Source organism: Bacillus cereus group sp. MG1, from assembly GCF_040460035.1.
Taxonomy (GTDB): domain Bacteria; phylum Bacillota; class Bacilli; order Bacillales; family Bacillaceae_G; genus Bacillus_A; species Bacillus_A cereus.
The window spans coordinates 3,682,772-3,702,421 of sequence record NZ_JARVGY010000001.1 but is presented as its reverse complement, the minus strand read 5'-3'; the positions used below and the strand labels follow the sequence as shown (position 1 = coordinate 3,702,421).

The following is a 19,650-nucleotide window of genomic DNA, read 5'->3' as shown; positions in this document are numbered from 1 at the left end:
ACATTTACACAAACAAAATGCTCTTGTTGTAAAAAACGCATTTCTTCCATCATGTATTTCGCACAATCTTCTGGACTTCGAATACTATATCTATTTTGATATTCTAAACGTACCATTCTTCTGCCTAGTTCAAAGGCTGCCATAAGTTGCGATGCCTTTGAAATCCCAATACCATGTATACTAATTAGCTCCTCTAATGTTGCATCTTTCAACATACGTAAGCCATCAAATTGGTGTAAAATTTTATCTGACAACTTTAAAACTGTTTCTTCTTTAGAACCTGTTCTGAGTAACACTGCGAGAAGCTCTCGATTTGATAAACTTCCAGCACCTTCTAACAATAAACGCTCCCGTGGCTGTTCTTCTCTTACAACATCACGAATACCGTTCATCTCTCCACCCCTTTATTTGTTCTCTCAAAGAAAACCCCATGCAATTTTACGCATGGGTTACATCAATATCAAATTGTTTTAATTCCCGAACGAGGCGTGCGATTGGTAAGCCAACTACACTATAGTAGTCCCCTTGAATATTTTGAACGAAAATAGATCCTTTACCTTGAATCCCATAACTACCGGCTTTATCAAGAGGTTCTTTCGACGCGACGTATGTATCAATTTCCTCTTCTGTTAACTCCCAAAATGTAACTTCTGTACGCTCATAAAAAGTAACCGTTTTTTCTTTTGCTATAATCGCAACACCTGTATACACTTCATGTGTTTTCCCTGATAGTAATTGTAACATCTCTTTCGCCTCATCCTCATTAGAAGGCTTACCAAGAATACGCGACTCATATGTAACAATTGTATCTGCACCTAACACAATGTGATCACTATTATTTTCTGCCACCGCTGATGCTTTTTGCAAGGCAAGCGACATTACAATATCAGAAGGCGATGAATATGCACCAATTGTTTCCTCTACTTCACTTACAACGATTTCAAATGGCACACTAGCTAACTCAAGCAATTCCTTCCTCCGAGGTGATCCTGAAGCTAAAATTATTTTTCTCATATTTTCTCCTTCCTTTCTCACATGAAGCAGAACAATTTATATTAATCGTATCAAAGGAATAGTTTGCCCACAAATGAAAGAAATATTAATTTCTCTAACTAAAATAACACTTCTTTATTGCATACGATTATATTCCCATCATAGAGAAAGCACTTTGCTCTAAATTCAAAAGAAAAGAAAGAAGTACATGTACTTCTTTCTTACTCATTTTATTATCCTATCATTTCACTTTCTACGAAACAATTTTTTCATACGAGAGTAAACCATCAATAATAACTTGATTTAATTTCGCCAAAGATTCCTTATCCATCTTCCCATCTTTTACTGTTTGTACAGCTACCGACGTATACATATACAGTTTCTTTGCTTCTTCTCGTTTCATACTTTCCCCTTCTTTTTCAACCTTTTTCCATTCTTTTTCAATTGCTTCTATATCTTTTGGGCTGCTTTTTCCACCAACTTGTACGCTAGAAGCATATTTTGCTAAATGAGTGTATAATGGCTGCACTTTTGTTAAAAATGTCCCTACTTCTTTATCATCTTTCAGCAATGCTTTATCTGTTATATCCCAGCTCTTTTTTAAAACGGAGACACCATCATTTTTATACTTAGTCATTAATTGATTTATAGACTGTTCATCGCTAGCAATACCAACAACTATTGCATACTTATCACCGCTCGGTCTCAAAGCACCAATGCCCCCATTGCCTTTCCATTCTTCAAGAGCTGCCTGTCCCTTTTCTTCAGAAGAATAAAGCCCCCCTTGAACAAAAAATAATTTCATCGGATCCAATGACGTTCCTGCCTGTGCTTTTTGTTTTTCTTCTTTCGGTGCTGGTGTTTGTTCTGCCGTTCCACCCACCCTTGATTCTCCATTTCCAGTCGGCCTTGAAGCTGTCACTTCACTTCCTCCTGTCGTTCCTTGTCCAGTAAGTAAATGAAGCATCCCCATTCCAAACGCCGTACCGATAATGATTGCAGTTGCAACGATTACAATTAATGTATTACTCCACTTCTTTCGGTATTTTTCCACAGACATTGATTTCGCTTTTTGAAACGGAACAACATTTTTCGGTCGTTCACTTTCTACTACCATCCATTCAAATTCATCTTTCTTTTTTTCCTCATACTTCGCTTCTGTTCCTTTCACTTTCACTGAGATCGTTCGTGATTGCTTGTCCATACACTCACACCTCACCTCTTATCGTTGTCCGCATCATATCATATTCATTTCATAAAAAAACGAGATATTTGTCAGAGGAATTCGCCAAATAACCCTATATATTTATCTTATATGTATGCATTTGACTTCATTTGTAGAACAAAAAAACTAGATAGCAAAGACTATCTAGTTTTTCTCGCGAATATATTTTCGTACTTCAGAAATGAAATAAAGAGAACCCGTTATGATAAAAACATCATTTTCTGCTATCATTTCAACTTTTGTATCAATTGCCTCTTTCCAATTTTCAAAAACTAATTTTGATTCTTTCTGTGAATATGATGCAAGCTTATCAGCAGAAATAGCACGATCAAAGGCGAATGTTGTAAAAATAATTTCATCTGCAATGGTTTCTAATTGGCCTACCATGTTATGTAATTGTTTATCACCAAGAGCAGTAAATAACACTATTACATTTTTATCTTTGTAATGCGCTTCTACTGTTTTCACAAGGCTTTCGATACCTTCTGGATTATGAGCACCATCTATAATAATATCCGGGTTACTTTGCAACTTTTCAAAGCGCCCAATCCAATATGCTTCCAGTAATCCCGTTCTTATTTCCTCTTCTTCAATTAAAAATGATAAATATGTTTTTACATACATTACTGCCATAAGTGCTAACGCTGCATTTCCTACTTGATGAATGCCTTTCATTGAGATTTGCAAATCTTCAAATGCGGAAAAAGGACAAGTAAAATCAAACTGTTCCCCATCTTCATTAGACTGTTTATGTAACGCTGTAAAATGCTTGCTAAGTTCGTATAAGTTTGCATGGTTTTCCTTTGCAACATTTTGAATGACTTGCAAAGCTTCTTCATCTTGTACACCAGTAATTACCGGCACGCCAGACTTAATAATCCCCGCCTTTTCATATGCAATTTCCCCTAGTGTATTTCCTAAAATATGCATATGATCGTGACCGATATTCGTAATAATCGTGAGGACAGGGTGTATAACATTGGTAGAGTCAAAACGTCCACCAAGCCCTGTTTCAAATAAAACAACATCACAGAAATTGACTTTACCGAAATAGCAAATCGCCATAACAGTAATAATTTCAAACTCTGTCGCTTCCCCTAAATCCGTTTCATCTAGTTTTTCAACGACTGGTTTTACCATCTTTACAAGTTCAGTAATCTCTTCGTCTGCAATTGGTGTTCCATTCACACTAATGCGTTCATTAAATGATTCGATGTAAGGAGAGGTAAACGTTCCTACCTTATATTTCGCGCCTTCTAACATGTAACGCATATATGTTAACGTTGAACCTTTTCCATTTGTACCAGCAAGATGAACACATTTTATATGACGCTCTGGATTTCCAAGTTCTTCTAACATCCATCTCATTCTTTCTAATCCTGGTTTAATTCCAAATTTCAATCGGCTATGGATCCACCCTATCGCTTCTTCGTATGTATGTATCACGTATGTTTTTCCCCTTTCAATAGACAACTTTCATAGTTCTATTATACGCAAAGAAAAGAGACTCACCAATATAGTGAGTCTCTAAAAACATTTTTACTTTTCAAGATCTGCTAGACGTTGACGAACTGCTTCGCGTTTTTCTAGGTAATCTTGCTCTTTCGCACGCTCTCCTTCAATAACCGCTGCAGGAGCTTTCGCTACGAAACCTTGGTTAGAAAGTTTCTTCTGTACACGTTCTACTTCTTTATCGAACTTCTCAAGTTCTTTCTCAAGACGAGCTCTCTCTTCATCAAGATTGATAAGATCAGCTAACGGTAAGAATAACTCTGCACCTGATACGATTGCAGTCATTGCCTTTTCTGGCGCTTGTAAGTCTGTTTGAATTGTTAATTCGCTTGGGTTACAGAAACGCTCAATGTAAGAGCTGTTTTTCGTAAGTTGAGCAAGTACAGCCTCATCTTTTGCTTTAATTTGCATTTGAACTTTTTTGCTCATTGGCGTATTTACTTCTGCACGGATGTTACGAACAGAGCGAATGATATCAACTAGAAGGTGCATTTCTGCCGCAGCTTCCGTATCTTGTAAATCTTCGCGAACTGTTGGCCACGCAGCTACTGTAATAGACTCGCCTTCATGCGGTAAATGTTGCCAAATTTTCTCTGTTACGAATGGCATGAATGGGTGTAATAGACGCATTGTTTGATCTAATACGTAAGCTAAAATAGAACGAGTTGTTTTCTTAGCTGCTTCATCTTCACCGTATAGTGGAAGTTTCGCCATTTCAATATACCAATCACAGAAATCGTCCCAAATGAAGTTGTATAATGAACGACCAGCTTCACCGAACTCATATTTATCCATGTTACGTGTTACGCTTTCGATTGTTTCGTTTAAGCGCGTTAAGATCCACTTATCTGCTACTGATTTTTCACCAGTTAAATCGATTTCTTCATACTTCATATCATCCATGTTCATTAATACGAAACGTGATGCGTTCCAAATTTTATTAATGAAGTTCCAAGTAGATTCTACTTTTTCCATGCTGAAACGTAAATCTTGACCTGGTGCACTTCCTGTTGATAAGAAGAAACGCATTGCATCTGCACCGTACTTCTCGATAACATCCATTGGGTCAATACCGTTACCAAGAGATTTACTCATCTTACGACCTTGCTCGTCACGAACTAAACCGTGAATTAATACATCTTTAAATGGACGCTCTCCTGTAAACTCTAAACCTTGGAAAATCATACGAGATACCCAGAAGAAGATGATATCATAACCCGTTACTAGTGCATCTGTTGAATAGTAACGTTTGAAATCTGCTGAATCTTCATTTGGCCAACCAAGTGTTGAGAATGGCCATAACGCTGAACTGAACCATGTATCAAGTACGTCGTTATCTTGATTCCAGTTTTCAATATCTGCTGGTGCTTCTGTACCTACGTATACTTCACCAGTTTCTTTATGGTACCAAGCTGGAATACGGTGTCCCCACCATAATTGACGAGAAATACACCAGTCATGAATATTTTCCATCCAACGTAAATATGTGTTTTCAAAACGCTCTGGTACGAACGTTACTTTTTCTTCTTCTTTTTGTTGAAGCGCTACTGCTTTTTCAGCAAGTGGAGCCATTTTTACGAACCACTGTGTTGATAAATAAGGCTCAACAACTGCACCGCTACGCTCACTATGACCTACTGAATGCATATGTGGCTCGATTTCTACTAATACGCCAGCTTCTTGTAAGTCTTTTACTAATTCTTTACGGCATTCGAAACGATCCATACCGTTATACTTACCAGCTTTTTCGTTCATTGTTCCATCTTCGTTCATTACTAATATGCGTGGTAAGTCATGACGGTTACCTACTTCAAAGTCATTCGGGTCATGAGCTGGTGTAATTTTTACAACGCCCGTTCCGAAATCTTTTTCTACGTACTCATCAGCAATAATCGGAATCTCACGGCCTACGATTGGAAGTGTAACTGTTTTTCCGATTAAATGTTTGTAACGATCGTCTTCTGGATGAACTGCTACTGCTGTATCACCAAGCATCGTTTCTGGACGAGTTGTCGCAAGACGAATGTGACCAGAACCATCTGTTAACGGATAGTTCATATGGTAGAATGCACCTTGAACTTCTTTATGAATTACTTCAATATCAGAAAGAGCTGTACGTGTTGCTGGATCCCAGTTGATGATATATTCACCACGGTAAATTAAGCCTTTTTCGTATAATTGAACGAATACTTTATTAACCGCATCTGATAAACCTTTGTCTAATGTGAATCGTTCACGAGAATAGTCTAGTCCTAAACCAACTTTCCCCCATTGTTGACGAATGTGAGAAGCGTACTCTTCTTTCCACTCCCAAGCTTTTTCAAGGAATTTTTCACGGCCAAGATCGTAACGTGAAATACCTTCTTCACGAAGTTTTCCTTCTACTTTCGCTTGTGTTGCGATACCAGCATGGTCCATTCCTGGAAGCCATAGTACATCGTATCCTTGCATACGCTTCGTACGAGTTAAAATATCTTGAAGAGTTGTATCCCAAGCATGACCTAGGTGTAACTTACCAGTTACGTTCGGAGGTGGAATTACAATTGTATACGGTTGTTTCTTCTCGTCTCCTGTTGCTTCAAAATATTTGCCTTCAAGCCACCATTGATAAAGGCCTTCTTCAACGGACATATGATCATATTTAGTTGGTAAATTCTTTTCCGTGTTTGACATTATTTTCCCTCCTTAAAATAAAAAATGTCCCTCATCCAAAAAGGACGAGGGACATCGCGGTACCACCTTTATTTACAAACAAATTCATAATTTGCTTATACTCTTAATTTGATAACGGACAAATCCGTCTTTTCCTAATAAGAACTATTCCGTTCAGAAAAGATGCTCCAGGGCTACCTTCTAACATAACTATCTAGAGAATCTCTCAGCTAATGATTCTCCTCTCTGAAGACGTTTCATGTTATACTCTTCCCCTTCAAGGCATTTATATGATTGTTAATAATTATATACAATAGTGTAAAAAACGAAACCTTATTCGTCAAGATAAATTTAAAACTACAGCTTTTCGTGCAAAAAAAAGAAGATAAGTAGAATCCTCTACTTATCTTCTTTCCCCCGCTATTTGCGGGCAGTAAGACCTTCACCTCAAAACTCAGCTGAAGCAAAGAAGTTAGATGGGAGCCCTGCTGCCCGTAAACGCCCAATTGGTGAAGGCTAATCATCAGCGGAGAATGCCTTTACTTTATCCGTTCCCTTGCTGGGCAGCTTGTAATTGCGACAGGAAATATTCTATATTGCTAACGAGCCAATGCGATTGTTGCAAACTCTTTACTCCGCGCAGTTCATTTTCCTCGTTGCGATTATCTCTTCTTTTCTTATAAGACTGGATTTGCCGAATAAATTGCGATGGATACGTCATATACGCAAACATAAGTAGTTGCTCTTCTTTCGTAAAAGGGAAATTTTTTTGATACATTTGAAACCATTCAAACCGATCACTTCTTGCGATTGGATATGTGTTTAAAGACCGTGAATAAAAACCTACTATATCTTGCACAGGCGTTGCAAACTTCGATTTTTCTAAACTAATAAAATAGCCATTCCGCTCATAGTCAAATAAAAAATGATTAAGTGACACATTACCATGCACAAAAGTAATACGCGTTTTCTCTTTTTCTTTCATCGCATCGTTCCACTCATTTAATTGCTTCGTTGCAAATTCACGCGCTCTCATTACATGATGATAGTACGTACAATATTGCAATTCAAACGGGGACATATACCATTTTGATTCAGATTCTACGAGAAACTCTTCTAACATCTCACCATCATTTTCCCAACGATCGGATATACTTGTATAATGTTTTTCTAAATCTTCTTCCGTATACGTTTCTTCCTTCACAGTTTTTTGATGCAACGTTCCAAGTGTCTGAAACATTTTATGGTATTGATCATTGTCATCACCGTTTCCTTCTGCACGTTCTAACCAAGGCATTAAATAATAATTATACGTCCCGTCACTTAAAATATAACTTCCATCCGTCGCATGATATATAGGTACATAATTTGAAAAACCTTTCTCCTTCAAATATTGAATATGATGCAGAAAGTTATTCCGCTCTAACTTTCTGCCTTCTATTTTCTTGAGTGCATATGGACCTTGATTCGTATAAATTTTCATTACATTTCCGTGCTCTTCCATATGCTGCGTATCCAATCTATATTGCCTCACGATAGGTTCATAGTGATTTCGCAACTCAATATCCATACGAATAACCCTTTCTATTCAAAACATAGCCTCTAAGAAAGGAAGTGAGTGAAAACACTCACTTCCTTATTTCGTCTTTACCCTTGAAACGGGAATATAAATAATTTGCCCCGTATTTAAAAATATATCTTCTGTTTGATTGACACGGTGTAAATTTTGTACAGACGTTTCATAACGGTCTGCAATAGATTCAATTGTATCCCCTTCTTGCACGAAATACATTCTTAACTTTGTAAATTCTTCTTCCGGTTCTTTCGTAAATAGTTTTGTTAAATAAAGCGCATTTTCATCTCGCTGTGAGTACTCTTCTTCTTGTTCTTCCTGCTTTTTTGCTTTTTCTTTCTTGAAATCTTTTCGTCCGAACAGTTCAAATTGCGGCGTTGTTTCTTGCTCCTCTTCACGTTCCACAAATTCATGTTCTTCTATTTTCTCTTCTTCTAATTCCTGCTCTTTTCTTTCCTCTAATTGGAACGGTTCAAATGCGTAATCTTCCCACTCATCTGATTCCTTATATGCTGGTTCTTCTACATGCGGCGCCGGTCTATTTTCATCCTCTTGCGCTGAATCTTCTTCTAACTCAGCATACACCGTTTCTTCCTCTTCAACTTCATCCTCGCTTCTCTCTTCATCACACAAACCGGTAATAGATATATCCGCTAATAATTGTAAGCAACCATTTTCCTTTAATTCATAATCAAATTCCTCGATTGATACATATAGCTCTTCAATTACTTTCACTCGATTTCTCGGAATTGATATTTCAAGTGGAAAGGAATGAACAAGTTCATTAACCCCATCTTCTCTTGTTTCTACATAATCAATTGACTTTGCTGGCGATAGTTCTCTTAATGAATACGCTGAATCATCTTTTCGTGCAACATACTCTCCCGTTAAATCTAATTGTCCTCTCACGATTACTTCATGATCAAGCTCTTCTATCTCAACGTCTGGATCTAACGAAATTGACAAAAGTTCTTCGACTTCCTGTCCTTTTTGGAACCACACAGATTCTTTTAATGAAAATCGTAATGAATGATCTGCAGCCACTTCTTTTCCCCCTCCCAAACTATATGTCATTACAGATTTATGTGCGGAAAGCTTACTTTATGAATAAAAAAAATCGCTCCCCTTATGGAGAGCGATTTTCTCTAATACATTACGCTTTTAATTTTGACATTGCAATTTCAGCTGCTGCAATCGTCGCTTCAATATCTGCATCACTATGTGCTGTCGATAAGAATAAACCTTCGAATTGAGATGGCGGTAAGAATACACCTTGTTCTACCATTTCACGATAGTAAGCCGCAAAGAATTCTAAGTTTGAAGATTTTGCTGCATCGTAATTAATAACGGGTTCATCTGTAAAGAAAATACCAATCATAGAGCCTGCACGGTTAATATGGTGAGGAATGCCATGTTTTTCAGCTGCTTTACGTAATCCAGCTTCTAACATTTCAGCTTTACGCTCAAATTCTACATATGATTCTGGCGTTAACTGTACTAACGTTTCATAACCTGCCGCCATTGCAAGTGGGTTACCTGATAAAGTACCAGCTTGGTAAATCGGTCCGCTTGGCGCAACTTGGCGCATAATTTCCGCTTTACCACCGTATGCTCCTACTGGTAAACCACCACCGATTACTTTACCTAAGCATGTTAAATCAGGCGTTACGCCATAATAACCTTGGCCACAATTATAAGCTACTCGGAACCCTGTCATTACTTCATCAAAAATAAGCAATGCACCGTTTTGTTCTGTTACTTCACGAAGACCTTCTAAAAATCCAGGCTGCGGAGGAACAACCCCCATATTTCCTGCTACTGGTTCTACAATTACACAAGCAATATCATCACCGAATTGTTCAAACGCGTATTTTACACTTTCTAAATCGTTATAAGCTACTGTAATCGTATTTTTCGCTACACCTTCTGGTACACCAGGACTATCTGGTAAACCTAAAGTCGCCACACCAGAACCAGCTTTAATTAATAACGAATCACCATGACCGTGGTAACAACCGATAAATTTCAAGATTTTATTACGACCTGTATAACCACGAGCTAAACGTAGTGCACTCATTGTTGCTTCCGTTCCAGAGTTAACCATACGCACAATCTCAATTGATGGCACGCGCTCAATAACAAGTTTTGCTAATTTATTTTCAATTTCTGTTGGTGCACCGAAGCTTGTACCTCTTTCAGCAACAGATTTTAACGCTTCTACAACACGATCATTTGCATGACCATGAATTAAAGGACCCCATGATAATACGTAGTCGATGTATTCATTCCCATCGATATCATATACTTTAGAGCCTTTTCCACGCTCCATAAACAACGGATTCATCCCAACAGACTTAAAGGCACGAACCGGGCTATTTACGCCACCAGGCATTAAGTCTTGCGCCTCTTCAAACGCTGCAATTGACTTATCAAACTTTTTCATTATTTAGCGCCTCCTTCTTGTAACCATCTTGCTGCATCTTTTGCATGATACGTAATAATTAAATCTGCTCCTGCACGTTTCATACTAATTAATTTTTCAAGAACAACTTCTTTTTCATTAATCCAACCATTTTGCGCTGCCGCTTTAATCATCGAATATTCACCACTTACATTATAAGCGACAACTGGTAAATTAAAGTTATTTTTCACATCACGAACGATATCTAAGTAAGAAAGCGCTGGTTTTACGATTAAGAAGTCTGCACCTTCCATTACATCTGATTCTGCTTCACGGAATGCTTCCATACGGTTTGCCGGATCCATTTGATATGTTTTACGGTCACCAAATTGCGGTGCACCGTGCGCAGCATCGCGGAATGGTCCATAAAATGCTGATGAATATTTCACAGCGTACGACATAACTGGCACGTGTCCAAAACCATTTTCGTCTAATGCATGGCGAATTGCTGTTACGAAGCCGTCCATCATGTTTGATGGCGCAATAATGTCCGCTCCTGCTTTCGCTTGACTTACAGCTGTTTTCGCAAGAACTGCAAGAGACTCGTCATTTAAAATAATACCATCTTCAATTACACCGCAATGACCATGGCTTGTAAATTGACATAAACATGTGTCTGCAACTACTACTAGCTCAGGGAAATCACCTTTAATTTGCTGAATAGCACGTTGTACAATTCCATGATCACAATATGCTGATGATCCAACTTCATCTTTTTCAGCAGGTAAACCAAATACAATAACAGAACGAATACCTAAATCAACAACTTCTTGCATTTCAGCTTGCAATAAATCTAAAGACATTTGATATACGCCTGGCATAGAAGGAACTTCATTACGAACATTTTCACCTTCTAATACAAAAATAGGGTAAATAAAATCTTCCGTATGTAAAAACGTTTCACGCACAAGCGCACGCATGCCCCCGCTTTGTCTTAAACGACGATGACGATTAAATTGTAAAGAGTTCATAGATTTCTATCCCCATTCTTTCATTTTATAGATTCACAAACACATTGTAGTAATGCTTCTACAGTGTACTCTTTCGGCACAATAACAGACGGAAAATAAAGACTTGCCTCTTTTTCCGTAATAGGTCCTATACAAGCAATTGTACATTTTTTTGTCCATTCTCTCCAGTTTGTACCCTTAAGTAAACGAACAAAACTAGTAACAGTTGAAGGGCTCGTAAATGTAATAATGTCTACTTTCCCTAACTTCAATGCCGCTATAAGCTCTTGCTTTTTTTCTATATTCACTTTCGTACCGTATACGGTTAGCTCATCTAGAGAAATACCAATTTCCCGTAGGGCAACCGGAATTACCTCTCTTGCTAAATTCCCTTTCGGAAATAAAATACGTTCATTTCCACTTAATTCTTTTAGAAACTCTTCTGCAAATGCTTCTGCAACAAATGAAGTGGGAACAAAATGAACTTGATAGCCCCTTTTTTCTAACTCTAATTTTGTTTTCACACCTACCGCAGCGATTTTAATGGTTAGTGGTAGTTTCTTTTTTAAACTATCTATAAAAAAAGCTACACCATTTCTGCTCGTAAAAATAACCCAGTCGTATGAATGTAGCTGCTCTTCAATATGTTGAATTTGCCTATGAGACATACCTTCCATACGCAAAAGCGGAATTTCCAATGGAATTCCGCTCTTTTCTTTCACTGCTACACTCATTTGTTTCGCTTGATGCTGGGCACGTGTAATCAATACCGTTTTTCCAGCGAGAGCGTTCATATTTATTGTTGCTCCTTATTTGCAGCAAGAATGAGTTCTTTGGCGCCTTGCTTAATTAAACGGTCCGCGGCCTCTAATCCTACTTCCTCAGGATTAGTACCCACTACTGTCTCTTTTAATAAAACAGAGCCATCCATAGAGCCGACAAGAGCTGTTAATTCGATTGCATCGTTTTCTGTAAGGGTTGCATATCCAGCAATTGGAACTTGGCATCCACCTTCAAGTTTATGAAGAAATACTCGCTCCGCTGCCACTGTTCTTTCTGTTATCGTATCATTAATATGCGCTAACAATTGCAATAAATCCTTATCATCCTCACGACACTCAATCGCTAATGCACCTTGTCCTACAGCAGGTACACATAACGCTTCATCTAAATGTTCTGTAATAACTTCATCATCCCAGCCCATTCTTTGTAATCCAGCTGTCGCTAAAATAATCGCATCGTAATCTTCTTCTTTTAATTTACGTAAACGTGTATCGATATTCCCGCGAATCCACTTAACTTGTAAATCTGGTCTCGCAGCGAGTAGCTGTGCACTACGTCTTAAACTACTCGTACCTAAAATAGCACCTTCCGCTAACTCTTTAAACGATGCTCCATTTTTTGAGATAAAAGCATCACGAGGGTCAACACGCTTTGGTGTACAGCCAATCATTAAACCTTCTGGAAGTACGGCTGGCATATCTTTCATACTATGTACAGCCATATCGATTTCTTTCGTAAGTAGCGCATGTTCAATCTCTTTTACAAACAAGCCTTTGCCGCCTACTTTTGAAAGAGTAACATCTAAAATAACATCACCTTTTGTGACAATTTCTTTCACTTCAAATTCATATGGTAGACCTAGGGCTTTTAACTGATCAATAAACCAGTTTGTTTGCGTTAATGCTAGTTTACTCTTTCGTGATCCTACAATAATTTTGCGCATAATTCTCTCTCCTCATTATAAATACCAAAAGTGGAAATTGGATAAACTGCTTAATAGAAAAATGTTTACTAGCATTACGAGAAACGATCCGATATTCCACTGTACAATTTTCTTACCTTGCAACACATCTGCCGCTCGTAAATATAAACCTGTGCAATACACAAATAGAACGACAAAAGATCCGATTACTTTCGTATCATACCAATGGAAATTATCCAATTTTGTATATCCCCATATACATCCTAATAAAATTGCTAGTAAGAAAAATGGAACAGAAAATAAATTTAATCCGTAAGACATAGATTCTAGCTTCGGTAAATTCCCTAACCTTCTTAATCTCGCATTCCATTTTTTCTTTTTTAATAGGCGATATTGTAATAAGTACATAATAGAAAAAATGAACGATACAGTAAACGTTGCGTAAGAAATAATTGCCATACCGACATGCACGTATACAAGTTCTGAAACTAATTGTTCCGCAAGTACTGGCGACATCTTTCCGAGCGGTGTAAAAATAGAAAAAGCGCTTACGCCAAATGCAACAACATTTGTAAAAAAGACTAAAAAGTCGATTCTCATAAATCGATTAATGACTAACGACATCGTAATCAATAACCAAACATAAAAATAAATCCCTGATAATAAAGTTAAAATAGGATTCGTTTCTGAATCTGTAGCCCTAAGCAACATAAAAATAGACTGCAGGACCCATACAATCGCAAGTAACCAAAAAGCAAATCGGTTCGCCTTTCGGTTACTTTGGAAATAATCTATAAAATATAAACTAATGCTACAAGCATATAAAATAATTGCAATATGATAAATAATACTGTTATTTAAAAAACTCATCCGATCATCCTTCCAAATTATAAAGATGGAACGGATGGTGTCCACACTTTTTTATGTTCTACTTCTTCCGCACAACTCTCTACGTCTTCCGTTTCTAAATCGAAAATCTTCGCAAATAACGCTAATTTTTCGCTCGCTCCCTCTTCAGCAGCTATTTCTTTCGCTACTAAAATTGGGTCTTTTAATAATTGATTAATAATACTTTTCGTATGCTTACTAATGACTTTTTTCTCACGATCACTAAGGTTTGGTATTTTTCGCTCTAGGCTTACCATCGTTTCACTTTGGATTGCAAGTGCCTTATCACGAAGAGCTGATATTAATGGAACAACACCAAGTGTACTTAACCACGTTTTAAATAGAACAATTTCCTCTTCAATCATAAATTGAATTTTCTCTGCTTCTTTCAAACGCTCAGCACGGTTTGCCTCCACTACTCCTTGTAAATCATCAATATCATACAAGAAAGAACCTTCTAGCTCATCAATCGCTGGATCAATATCACGTGGCACTGCAATGTCAACCATAAACAAAGGGCGACCAGAGCGCATTTTCTCTACCTTCGTCATCATCTCTTTCGTAATGACATACTCCGATGCACCAGTTGAACTAATTAAAATATCTGCTTCTAATAATGCACATTGTAATTCGCTTAACGATTTTGCATGTCCCATATATTTCTCAGCCATTACTTCTGCTTTCGAAAGCGTCCTATTCATAACTGTTACTTTACGAGCACCACTTCCATATAAGTTTTGCAGTGCAAGTTCGCCCATTTTACCAGCACCAAGAATAAGCACATGACAATCTGTTAACTCGCCAAATATTTTCTTTCCAAGCTCAACAGCAGCATAACTAACAGACATCGCACTTTCCCCGATTGTTGTTTCTGAGTGGGCACGTTTTGCTAATGTAATGACTTGCTTAAACAATTCATTAAAAATTGTGCCTGTTGCTTTAACTTGTTGCGCTTCTAAAAAGCTATCTTTTATTTGACCTAAAATCTGCGTTTCTCCGACTACCATAGAATCTAAACCGCACGTTACGCGGAATAAATGATCTATTGCACCATCTTGTTCAAAAATAGTTAAATATGGCGCGACTTCTTCTATTTCAAGCTGAAACCAATCAGCTAAAAACTTCTTAATATAATACCGTCCCGTGTGTAATTGATCGACAACAGCATAAATCTCAGTGCGATTACAAGTTGATACAATGACATTCTCTAACACGCTCTTTTGATTTTGTAATGTAGTCATCGCTCGCTCTAGTTCTGCTGCCTGAAATGTGAGTTTCTCACGAAATTCTACAGGGGCTGTTCGATAATTTACACTAACAACAAGAATATGCACGCAGCATGTCCCCCTTCACCCGTTTTATCACTTTATCTACTATCATAATACAACTTTCCTCTTATGAATCTGACAATCGTGTGAACAACCGATTATTTTTTAATTATTCTCCGTATGTAATAAAGGAGATTCAGTAACACTAATAAAAAAACTTCTACTTTATAATGATTATAAATTAATAACTCTATTTGTACGTTACCAAAAAAAGCCCTCATAATCAAGTGATGGAAACTATTCCATATAAATTATAACATCATCTTCCCTATCTTCTTTCATCATGAAGGAAAATATGTATGATTGTTCCAAAATGCAACAAAGACTTTCTCAATACAATGTATTTGACATTGTATTTCTTTTTCGTTATATTGGTTTTACAAAATTAAATTGTGCACAACTTAATTGGAAGGGAGTTATTTATGACAGAGGACTCTTTGCATCTAGATAACCAACTTTGTTTTTCTATTTACGCCTGCTCTAGAGAGGTTACTCGTTTTTATCGACCTTATTTAGAAGAAATGGGTATTACGTATCCCCAGTACATTACTTTACTCGTACTATGGGAGCAAGATGGACTAACAGTAAAAGAAATTGGAGAACGTCTATTTTTAGATTCTGGTACGTTAACACCTATGTTAAAACGCATGGAATCATTAAAACTTGTAAAACGTGTTCGTTCCAAAGAAGACGAGCGAAAAGTTTGTATTGAATTAACAGAACAAGGCAACGATTTAAAGGAAAAGGCTTGTTCATTACCGACAACGATGGCTACAAACTTAGGAATTACAGAGCAAGAATATCGCTCTTTATTAATTCAACTAAATAAACTAATTGACACAATGAAAACAATTAATGATGGAAAAGGGGAATAAATATGGATAAATTATATACTGCTTCAGTAACAGCAACAGGTGGAAGAAATGGGAAAGTAGTTTCAGATGATGGCATATTAAATCTTGATGTAAAAATGCCGAAAGCACTAGGTGGTGCAGGCGGAGAAGCAACAAATCCAGAACAACTATTTGCAGCTGGTTATGCAGCTTGTTTCGATAGTGCATTACAACTTGTCATTCGTACAAAACGTGTGAAAGTAGAAAGTACAGAAGTAACTGCTCACGTTTCTATCGGAAAAGATACAGATGGTGGTTTCGGTCTATCTGCTGTACTTGATGTACATGTGGCTGGCGTTTCACATAGCGAAGCACAAGAACTTGTAGAAGCGGCTCACGGTGTATGTCCTTACTCGAAAGCAACACGAGGAAATATTGAAGTTACATTAAACGTACGCTAAAAAATTTAGCAAAACAAAAACGCGCGACATTCGTCACGCGTTTTTTGTTTTTGTAAATTTATGAATTGCTTTCCACGCTTCTTCTTTTCCAAGTCCTGTTTCAGAAGAGAATAGAACAATTTCATCGCCAATTTCAACAGCAAGCGTTTCTTTTACAACTTTTAAATGCTTTTGCCATTTCCCTTTCGGAATTTTATCGGCTTTCGTCGCAATAATAATTGTTGGGATTTCATAATGCTTTAAGAAATCATACATCATCACGTCATCACTTGTTGGTTGGTGACGTAAATCAACTACTAATACAGCTGCGTCTAATTGCTCACGAGTTGTAAAGTACGTTTCAATCATTTTCCCCCATGCAGCGCGCTCTGATTTAGATACTTTTGCATATCCATAACCTGGAACGTCAACAAAGTGCATCATCTCATTGATTAAGAAAAAGTTCAGCGTTTGCGTTTTTCCTGGTTTAGAAGAAATACGCACTAACTTTTTACGATTTAAAATTTTATTAATAAAGGAAGACTTCCCCACATTTGAACGACCTGCTAATGCAATTTCTGGTAAATCACTGTCTGGATATTGTTCTGGTTTAACAGCACTAATTACAATATCTGCTTTTGTTACTTTCATTGTTTCACTCCTACTAATGCGTGCTCCAATACTTCATCTAAATGAGATGCAAGCACAAACGTAAGGTTTTCTTTTACGCTCTCTGGAATATCATCTAAATCTTTCTCGTTTTCTGCTGGCAAAATAATTTTTGTTAAGCCTGCGCGGTGAGCACTTAATGTTTTTTCTTTTAAACCACCAATTGGTAATACACGACCACGAAGTGTAATTTCACCTGTCATACCCACTTCTTTACTTACAGGAATACCTGTTAGCGCAGAAATAAGTGCCGTTGCCATCGTAATACCTGCTGACGGTCCGTCTTTTGGAACTGCTCCTTCTGGAACGTGAATATGAATATCATTTTTCTCATGGAAATTCGGATCGATCTGAAGCTCTTCTGCACGAGAACGTATATAACTAAACGCAGCTTGTGCTGATTCTTTCATAACATCCCCAAGTTTCCCTGTTAAAATTAGTTTCCCTTTTCCTGGCGCTACAGAAACTTCAATGGCAAGTGTATCGCCGCCTGCTGCTGTGTAAGCTAGACCTGTTGCCATACCAACTTGGTCTGTTTTTTCAGCTTGCCCATAACGGAATATGTGTTTACCAAGTAAATCAACAATCTTTTTCTCTGTCACAACGATACGTTTACGTTCTGCTGTAACGATAATCTTCGCTACTTTACGGCAAACTTTTGCAATTTGGCGCTCTAGCGTACGAACACCAGCCTCACGTGTATAATAACGAATAATCTCAAGCAGCGCTTCATCACGCACTTGTAAATTACCTTTTCGTAAGCCATGTTCTTTTAATTGTTTCGGCAATAAATGCTCACGAGCAATGTGTACTTTTTCAAGTTCTGTATAGCCAGCAATCGAAATGATTTCCATACGGTCAAGTAATGGACCTGGAATACTTGAAAGTGTATTAGCAGTTGCTACAAACATAACTTTTGATAGATCATATGGTTCTTCAATGTAATGATCACTGAAGTTATGGTTTTGTTCTGGATCTAATACTTCAAGTAATGCCGCTGATGGATCTCCACGGAAATCGTTAGACATTTTATCAATCTCATCTAATAAGAAGACTGGATTAACTGTTTTCGCCTTTTTCATACCTTGAATAATGCGTCCTGGCATTGCTCCAACATATGTACGACGGTGACCACGAATTTCAGATTCATCACGCACACCACCAAGAGATACACGGACGAAGTTACGATTCAATGATGTTGCAATTGAACGCGCTAACGAAGTTTTGCCGACCCCAGGAGGGCCTACTAAACAAAGGATAGGTCCTTTTAATGAATTCGTTAACTTCTGTACAGCTAAATATTCAAGTACACGCTCTTTCACTTTTTCAAGACCGTAATGATCATTATTTAAAATCTCTTCCGAATGAGCAAGATCAATTATATCTTCTGTTGCCTCTGTCCACGGAAGCGCTAATAACCAATCAATATAATTGCGAATAACACCACTCTCCGCAGAACTTGCTGGTAACTTTTCATAACGATCTAATTCTTTCAGGGCAGCCTTCATTGTTTCTTCCGGCATTCCCGACTGTTCAATTTTCTCACGAAGTTCTTCTACTTCTCCGCCCTTGCCTTCTTTGTCGCCAAGTTCAGTTTGAATCGCCTTCATTTGCTCACGTAAGAAATATTCTTTTTGCGTGCGCTCCATGGAACGTTTCACTTTTTGCCCAATTTTCTTTTCTAGGCTAAGTAACTCTTGTTCATCTTGAATAATTGAAATAAGTGTTTGTAATCGTTCTTTTACAGATACAATCTCTAAAATCTCTTGTTTCTGCTTCGTTTTAATCGGCAAGTGAGAAGCAATTAAATCAGCTAATCTCCCTGGTTCTTCCACATCAGCTACCGTTGCAAAAGTTTCATTTGAAACTTTTTTCGAAACTTTAATATATTGTTCGAAATGCTCCAGTAACGTACGCATAAAAGCTTTCTCTTCTAAATCATCTTCTACTTCTTCAGTTACCGTTTTAATAGACACTTGTACTACATTTTCTTCTTCGATAAACTCTATTACTTCTGCTCTATGTAAACCTTCCACAAGGACACGAAGCGTACCGTTCGGCAATTTTAACATTTGCTTCACTTTCGCCACTGTACCTACACTATATATGTCATCTTCTTTCGGATCATCGATATTCATTTCTTTTTGCATTGCTAAAAAGATGATATTTTCATCCATTGCCGCCTGCTCTAGTGCTTGTATCGATTTATCACGTCCTACATCAAGATGCAAAACCATCGTTGGATATACGAGAACGCCTCTTAATGGTAGGAGGGGCACGATTCTTTCGTTCGTATTCATACTAGACATAGCACCTCCATAATAAATTAAACTCCTGTTCAACTATTTTATATTACAATACACCTAGATGCAATTGCTGAGATTCCGCGCAATTGTAAATAGCTTGTTTTTCTACCTCACG

At 37.5% G+C, this 19,650-nt stretch carries 16 protein-coding genes, 1 pseudogene and 1 other annotated feature; of the genes and pseudogenes, 2 read left to right on the top strand and 15 right to left on the bottom strand.

Annotated features, from left to right (window positions below):
- Nucleotides 1-5 precede the first annotated feature (5 nt).
- The 13 genes and pseudogenes from QCI79_RS19485 to hemA form a co-directional block, all read right to left on the bottom strand.
- Nucleotides 6-392, bottom strand: a pseudogene (locus tag QCI79_RS19485) (UPF0758 domain-containing protein); the annotation flags it as partial.
- 46 nt (nucleotides 393-438) lie between these two features.
- The gene (locus QCI79_RS19480; protein WP_001226291.1) at nucleotides 439-1,014 is read right to left on the bottom strand and encodes a Maf family protein; all 576 of its coding nucleotides are present in this window, start codon (nucleotides 1,012-1,014) and stop codon (nucleotides 439-441) included.
- Nucleotides 1,015-1,246: 232 nt separating this feature from the next.
- Nucleotides 1,247-2,197 (bottom strand): hypothetical protein, encoded by a 951-nt coding sequence (locus QCI79_RS19475; protein WP_021727679.1) that lies wholly within the window; start codon nucleotides 2,195-2,197, stop codon nucleotides 1,247-1,249.
- Between the two features lie 165 nt (nucleotides 2,198-2,362).
- On the bottom strand, nucleotides 2,363-3,664 hold the full coding sequence (locus QCI79_RS19470) for a bifunctional folylpolyglutamate synthase/dihydrofolate synthase (protein WP_000582068.1): 1,302 nt from the start codon (nucleotides 3,662-3,664) through the stop codon (nucleotides 2,363-2,365).
- Between the two features lie 93 nt (nucleotides 3,665-3,757).
- Nucleotides 3,758-6,403 carry a valine--tRNA ligase gene (locus QCI79_RS19465; RefSeq protein WP_000072250.1) on the bottom strand — a complete coding sequence of 882 codons (2,646 nt, stop codon included), beginning with the start codon at nucleotides 6,401-6,403 and terminating at the stop codon, nucleotides 3,758-3,760.
- Nucleotides 6,404-6,440: 37 nt separating this feature from the next.
- Nucleotides 6,441-6,672: a binding site (T-box leader), on the bottom strand.
- 254 nt (nucleotides 6,673-6,926) lie between these two features.
- A complete protein-coding gene (ysxE, locus tag QCI79_RS19460) occupies nucleotides 6,927-7,952 on the bottom strand; it encodes a spore coat protein YsxE (RefSeq protein ID WP_000350653.1) in 1,026 nt (341 codons plus the stop codon).
- A 66-nt stretch (nucleotides 7,953-8,018) separates the two neighbouring features.
- Nucleotides 8,019-9,029 (bottom strand): stage VI sporulation protein D, encoded by a 1,011-nt coding sequence (gene spoVID / locus QCI79_RS19455; RefSeq protein ID WP_003285397.1) that lies wholly within the window; start codon nucleotides 9,027-9,029, stop codon nucleotides 8,019-8,021.
- A 79-nt stretch (nucleotides 9,030-9,108) separates the two neighbouring features.
- Complete coding sequence (hemL, locus tag QCI79_RS19450; protein ID WP_000712943.1) at nucleotides 9,109-10,398, bottom strand: glutamate-1-semialdehyde 2,1-aminomutase; 1,290 nt, start codon at nucleotides 10,396-10,398, stop codon at nucleotides 9,109-9,111.
- On the bottom strand, nucleotides 10,398-11,387 hold the full coding sequence (gene hemB, locus QCI79_RS19445) for a porphobilinogen synthase (RefSeq protein ID WP_001087065.1): 990 nt from the start codon (nucleotides 11,385-11,387) through the stop codon (nucleotides 10,398-10,400). Before hemB ends, hemL begins: the two co-directional genes overlap by 1 nt.
- A 20-nt stretch (nucleotides 11,388-11,407) precedes the next feature.
- Complete coding sequence (gene hemD, locus QCI79_RS19440; protein WP_000992340.1) at nucleotides 11,408-12,160, bottom strand: uroporphyrinogen-III synthase; 753 nt, start codon at nucleotides 12,158-12,160, stop codon at nucleotides 11,408-11,410.
- A 2-nt stretch (nucleotides 12,161-12,162) separates the two neighbouring features.
- Nucleotides 12,163-13,092 (bottom strand): hydroxymethylbilane synthase, encoded by a 930-nt coding sequence (gene hemC, locus QCI79_RS19435; RefSeq protein ID WP_001226396.1) that lies wholly within the window; start codon nucleotides 13,090-13,092, stop codon nucleotides 12,163-12,165.
- A gap of 15 nt (nucleotides 13,093-13,107) precedes the next feature.
- The gene (locus QCI79_RS19430) at nucleotides 13,108-13,941 is read right to left on the bottom strand and encodes a cytochrome c biogenesis protein (protein WP_000008991.1); all 834 of its coding nucleotides are present in this window, start codon (nucleotides 13,939-13,941) and stop codon (nucleotides 13,108-13,110) included.
- Between the two features lie 17 nt (nucleotides 13,942-13,958).
- The gene (gene hemA, locus QCI79_RS19425; RefSeq protein ID WP_000547867.1) at nucleotides 13,959-15,293 is read right to left on the bottom strand and encodes a glutamyl-tRNA reductase; all 1,335 of its coding nucleotides are present in this window, start codon (nucleotides 15,291-15,293) and stop codon (nucleotides 13,959-13,961) included.
- A gap of 416 nt (nucleotides 15,294-15,709) precedes the next feature.
- On the opposite strand from hemA, the gene QCI79_RS19420 reads away from it, so the two are divergent.
- Both QCI79_RS19420 and QCI79_RS19415 read left to right on the top strand, forming a co-directional pair.
- Nucleotides 15,710-16,162, top strand: a complete 453-nt coding sequence (locus QCI79_RS19420) for a MarR family winged helix-turn-helix transcriptional regulator (protein ID WP_000133917.1) — start codon at nucleotides 15,710-15,712, stop codon at nucleotides 16,160-16,162.
- 2 nt (nucleotides 16,163-16,164) lie between these two features.
- Complete coding sequence (locus QCI79_RS19415) at nucleotides 16,165-16,581, top strand: organic hydroperoxide resistance protein (RefSeq protein ID WP_000359781.1); 417 nt, start codon at nucleotides 16,165-16,167, stop codon at nucleotides 16,579-16,581.
- Between the two features lie 33 nt (nucleotides 16,582-16,614).
- Here the strand turns inward: QCI79_RS19415 and ysxC are convergent, their stop codons facing one another.
- Both ysxC and lon read right to left on the bottom strand, forming a co-directional pair.
- A complete protein-coding gene (ysxC, locus tag QCI79_RS19410) occupies nucleotides 16,615-17,211 on the bottom strand; it encodes a ribosome biogenesis GTP-binding protein YsxC (RefSeq protein WP_000869116.1) in 597 nt (198 codons plus the stop codon).
- Nucleotides 17,208-19,538: an endopeptidase La gene (gene lon, locus QCI79_RS19405; protein WP_000097285.1), complete on the bottom strand. Its 2,331-nt coding sequence runs from the start codon at nucleotides 19,536-19,538 to the stop codon at nucleotides 17,208-17,210. Before lon ends, ysxC begins: the two co-directional genes overlap by 4 nt.
- Nucleotides 19,539-19,650 lie beyond the last annotated feature (112 nt).

Coding starts and splice junctions, on each gene's coding strand:
- QCI79_RS19480 (WP_001226291.1), bottom strand. CDS start 1,014: ATGAGAAAAATAATTTTAGCTTCAGGATCACCTCGGAGGAAGGAATTG.
- QCI79_RS19475 (WP_021727679.1), bottom strand. CDS start 2,197: ATGGACAAGCAATCACGAACGATCTCAGTGAAAGTGAAAGGAACAGAA.
- QCI79_RS19465 (WP_000072250.1), bottom strand. CDS start 6,403: ATGTCAAACACGGAAAAGAATTTACCAACTAAATATGATCATATGTCC.
- ysxE (WP_000350653.1), bottom strand. CDS start 7,952: ATGGATATTGAGTTGCGAAATCACTATGAACCTATCGTGAGGCAATAT.
- spoVID (WP_003285397.1), bottom strand. CDS start 9,029: ATGACATATAGTTTGGGAGGGGGAAAAGAAGTGGCTGCAGATCATTCA.
- hemL (WP_000712943.1), bottom strand. CDS start 10,398: ATGAAAAAGTTTGATAAGTCAATTGCAGCGTTTGAAGAGGCGCAAGAC.
- hemB (WP_001087065.1), bottom strand. CDS start 11,387: ATGAACTCTTTACAATTTAATCGTCATCGTCGTTTAAGACAAAGCGGG.
- hemD (WP_000992340.1), bottom strand. CDS start 12,160: ATGAACGCTCTCGCTGGAAAAACGGTATTGATTACACGTGCCCAGCAT.
- hemC (WP_001226396.1), bottom strand. CDS start 13,092: ATGCGCAAAATTATTGTAGGATCACGAAAGAGTAAACTAGCATTAACG.
- QCI79_RS19430 (WP_000008991.1), bottom strand. CDS start 13,941: ATGAGTTTTTTAAATAACAGTATTATTTATCATATTGCAATTATTTTA.
- QCI79_RS19420 (WP_000133917.1), top strand. CDS start 15,710: ATGACAGAGGACTCTTTGCATCTAGATAACCAACTTTGTTTTTCTATT.
- QCI79_RS19415 (WP_000359781.1), top strand. CDS start 16,165: ATGGATAAATTATATACTGCTTCAGTAACAGCAACAGGTGGAAGAAAT.
- ysxC (WP_000869116.1), bottom strand. CDS start 17,211: ATGAAAGTAACAAAAGCAGATATTGTAATTAGTGCTGTTAAACCAGAA.
- lon (WP_000097285.1), bottom strand. CDS start 19,538: ATGTCTAGTATGAATACGAACGAAAGAATCGTGCCCCTCCTACCATTA.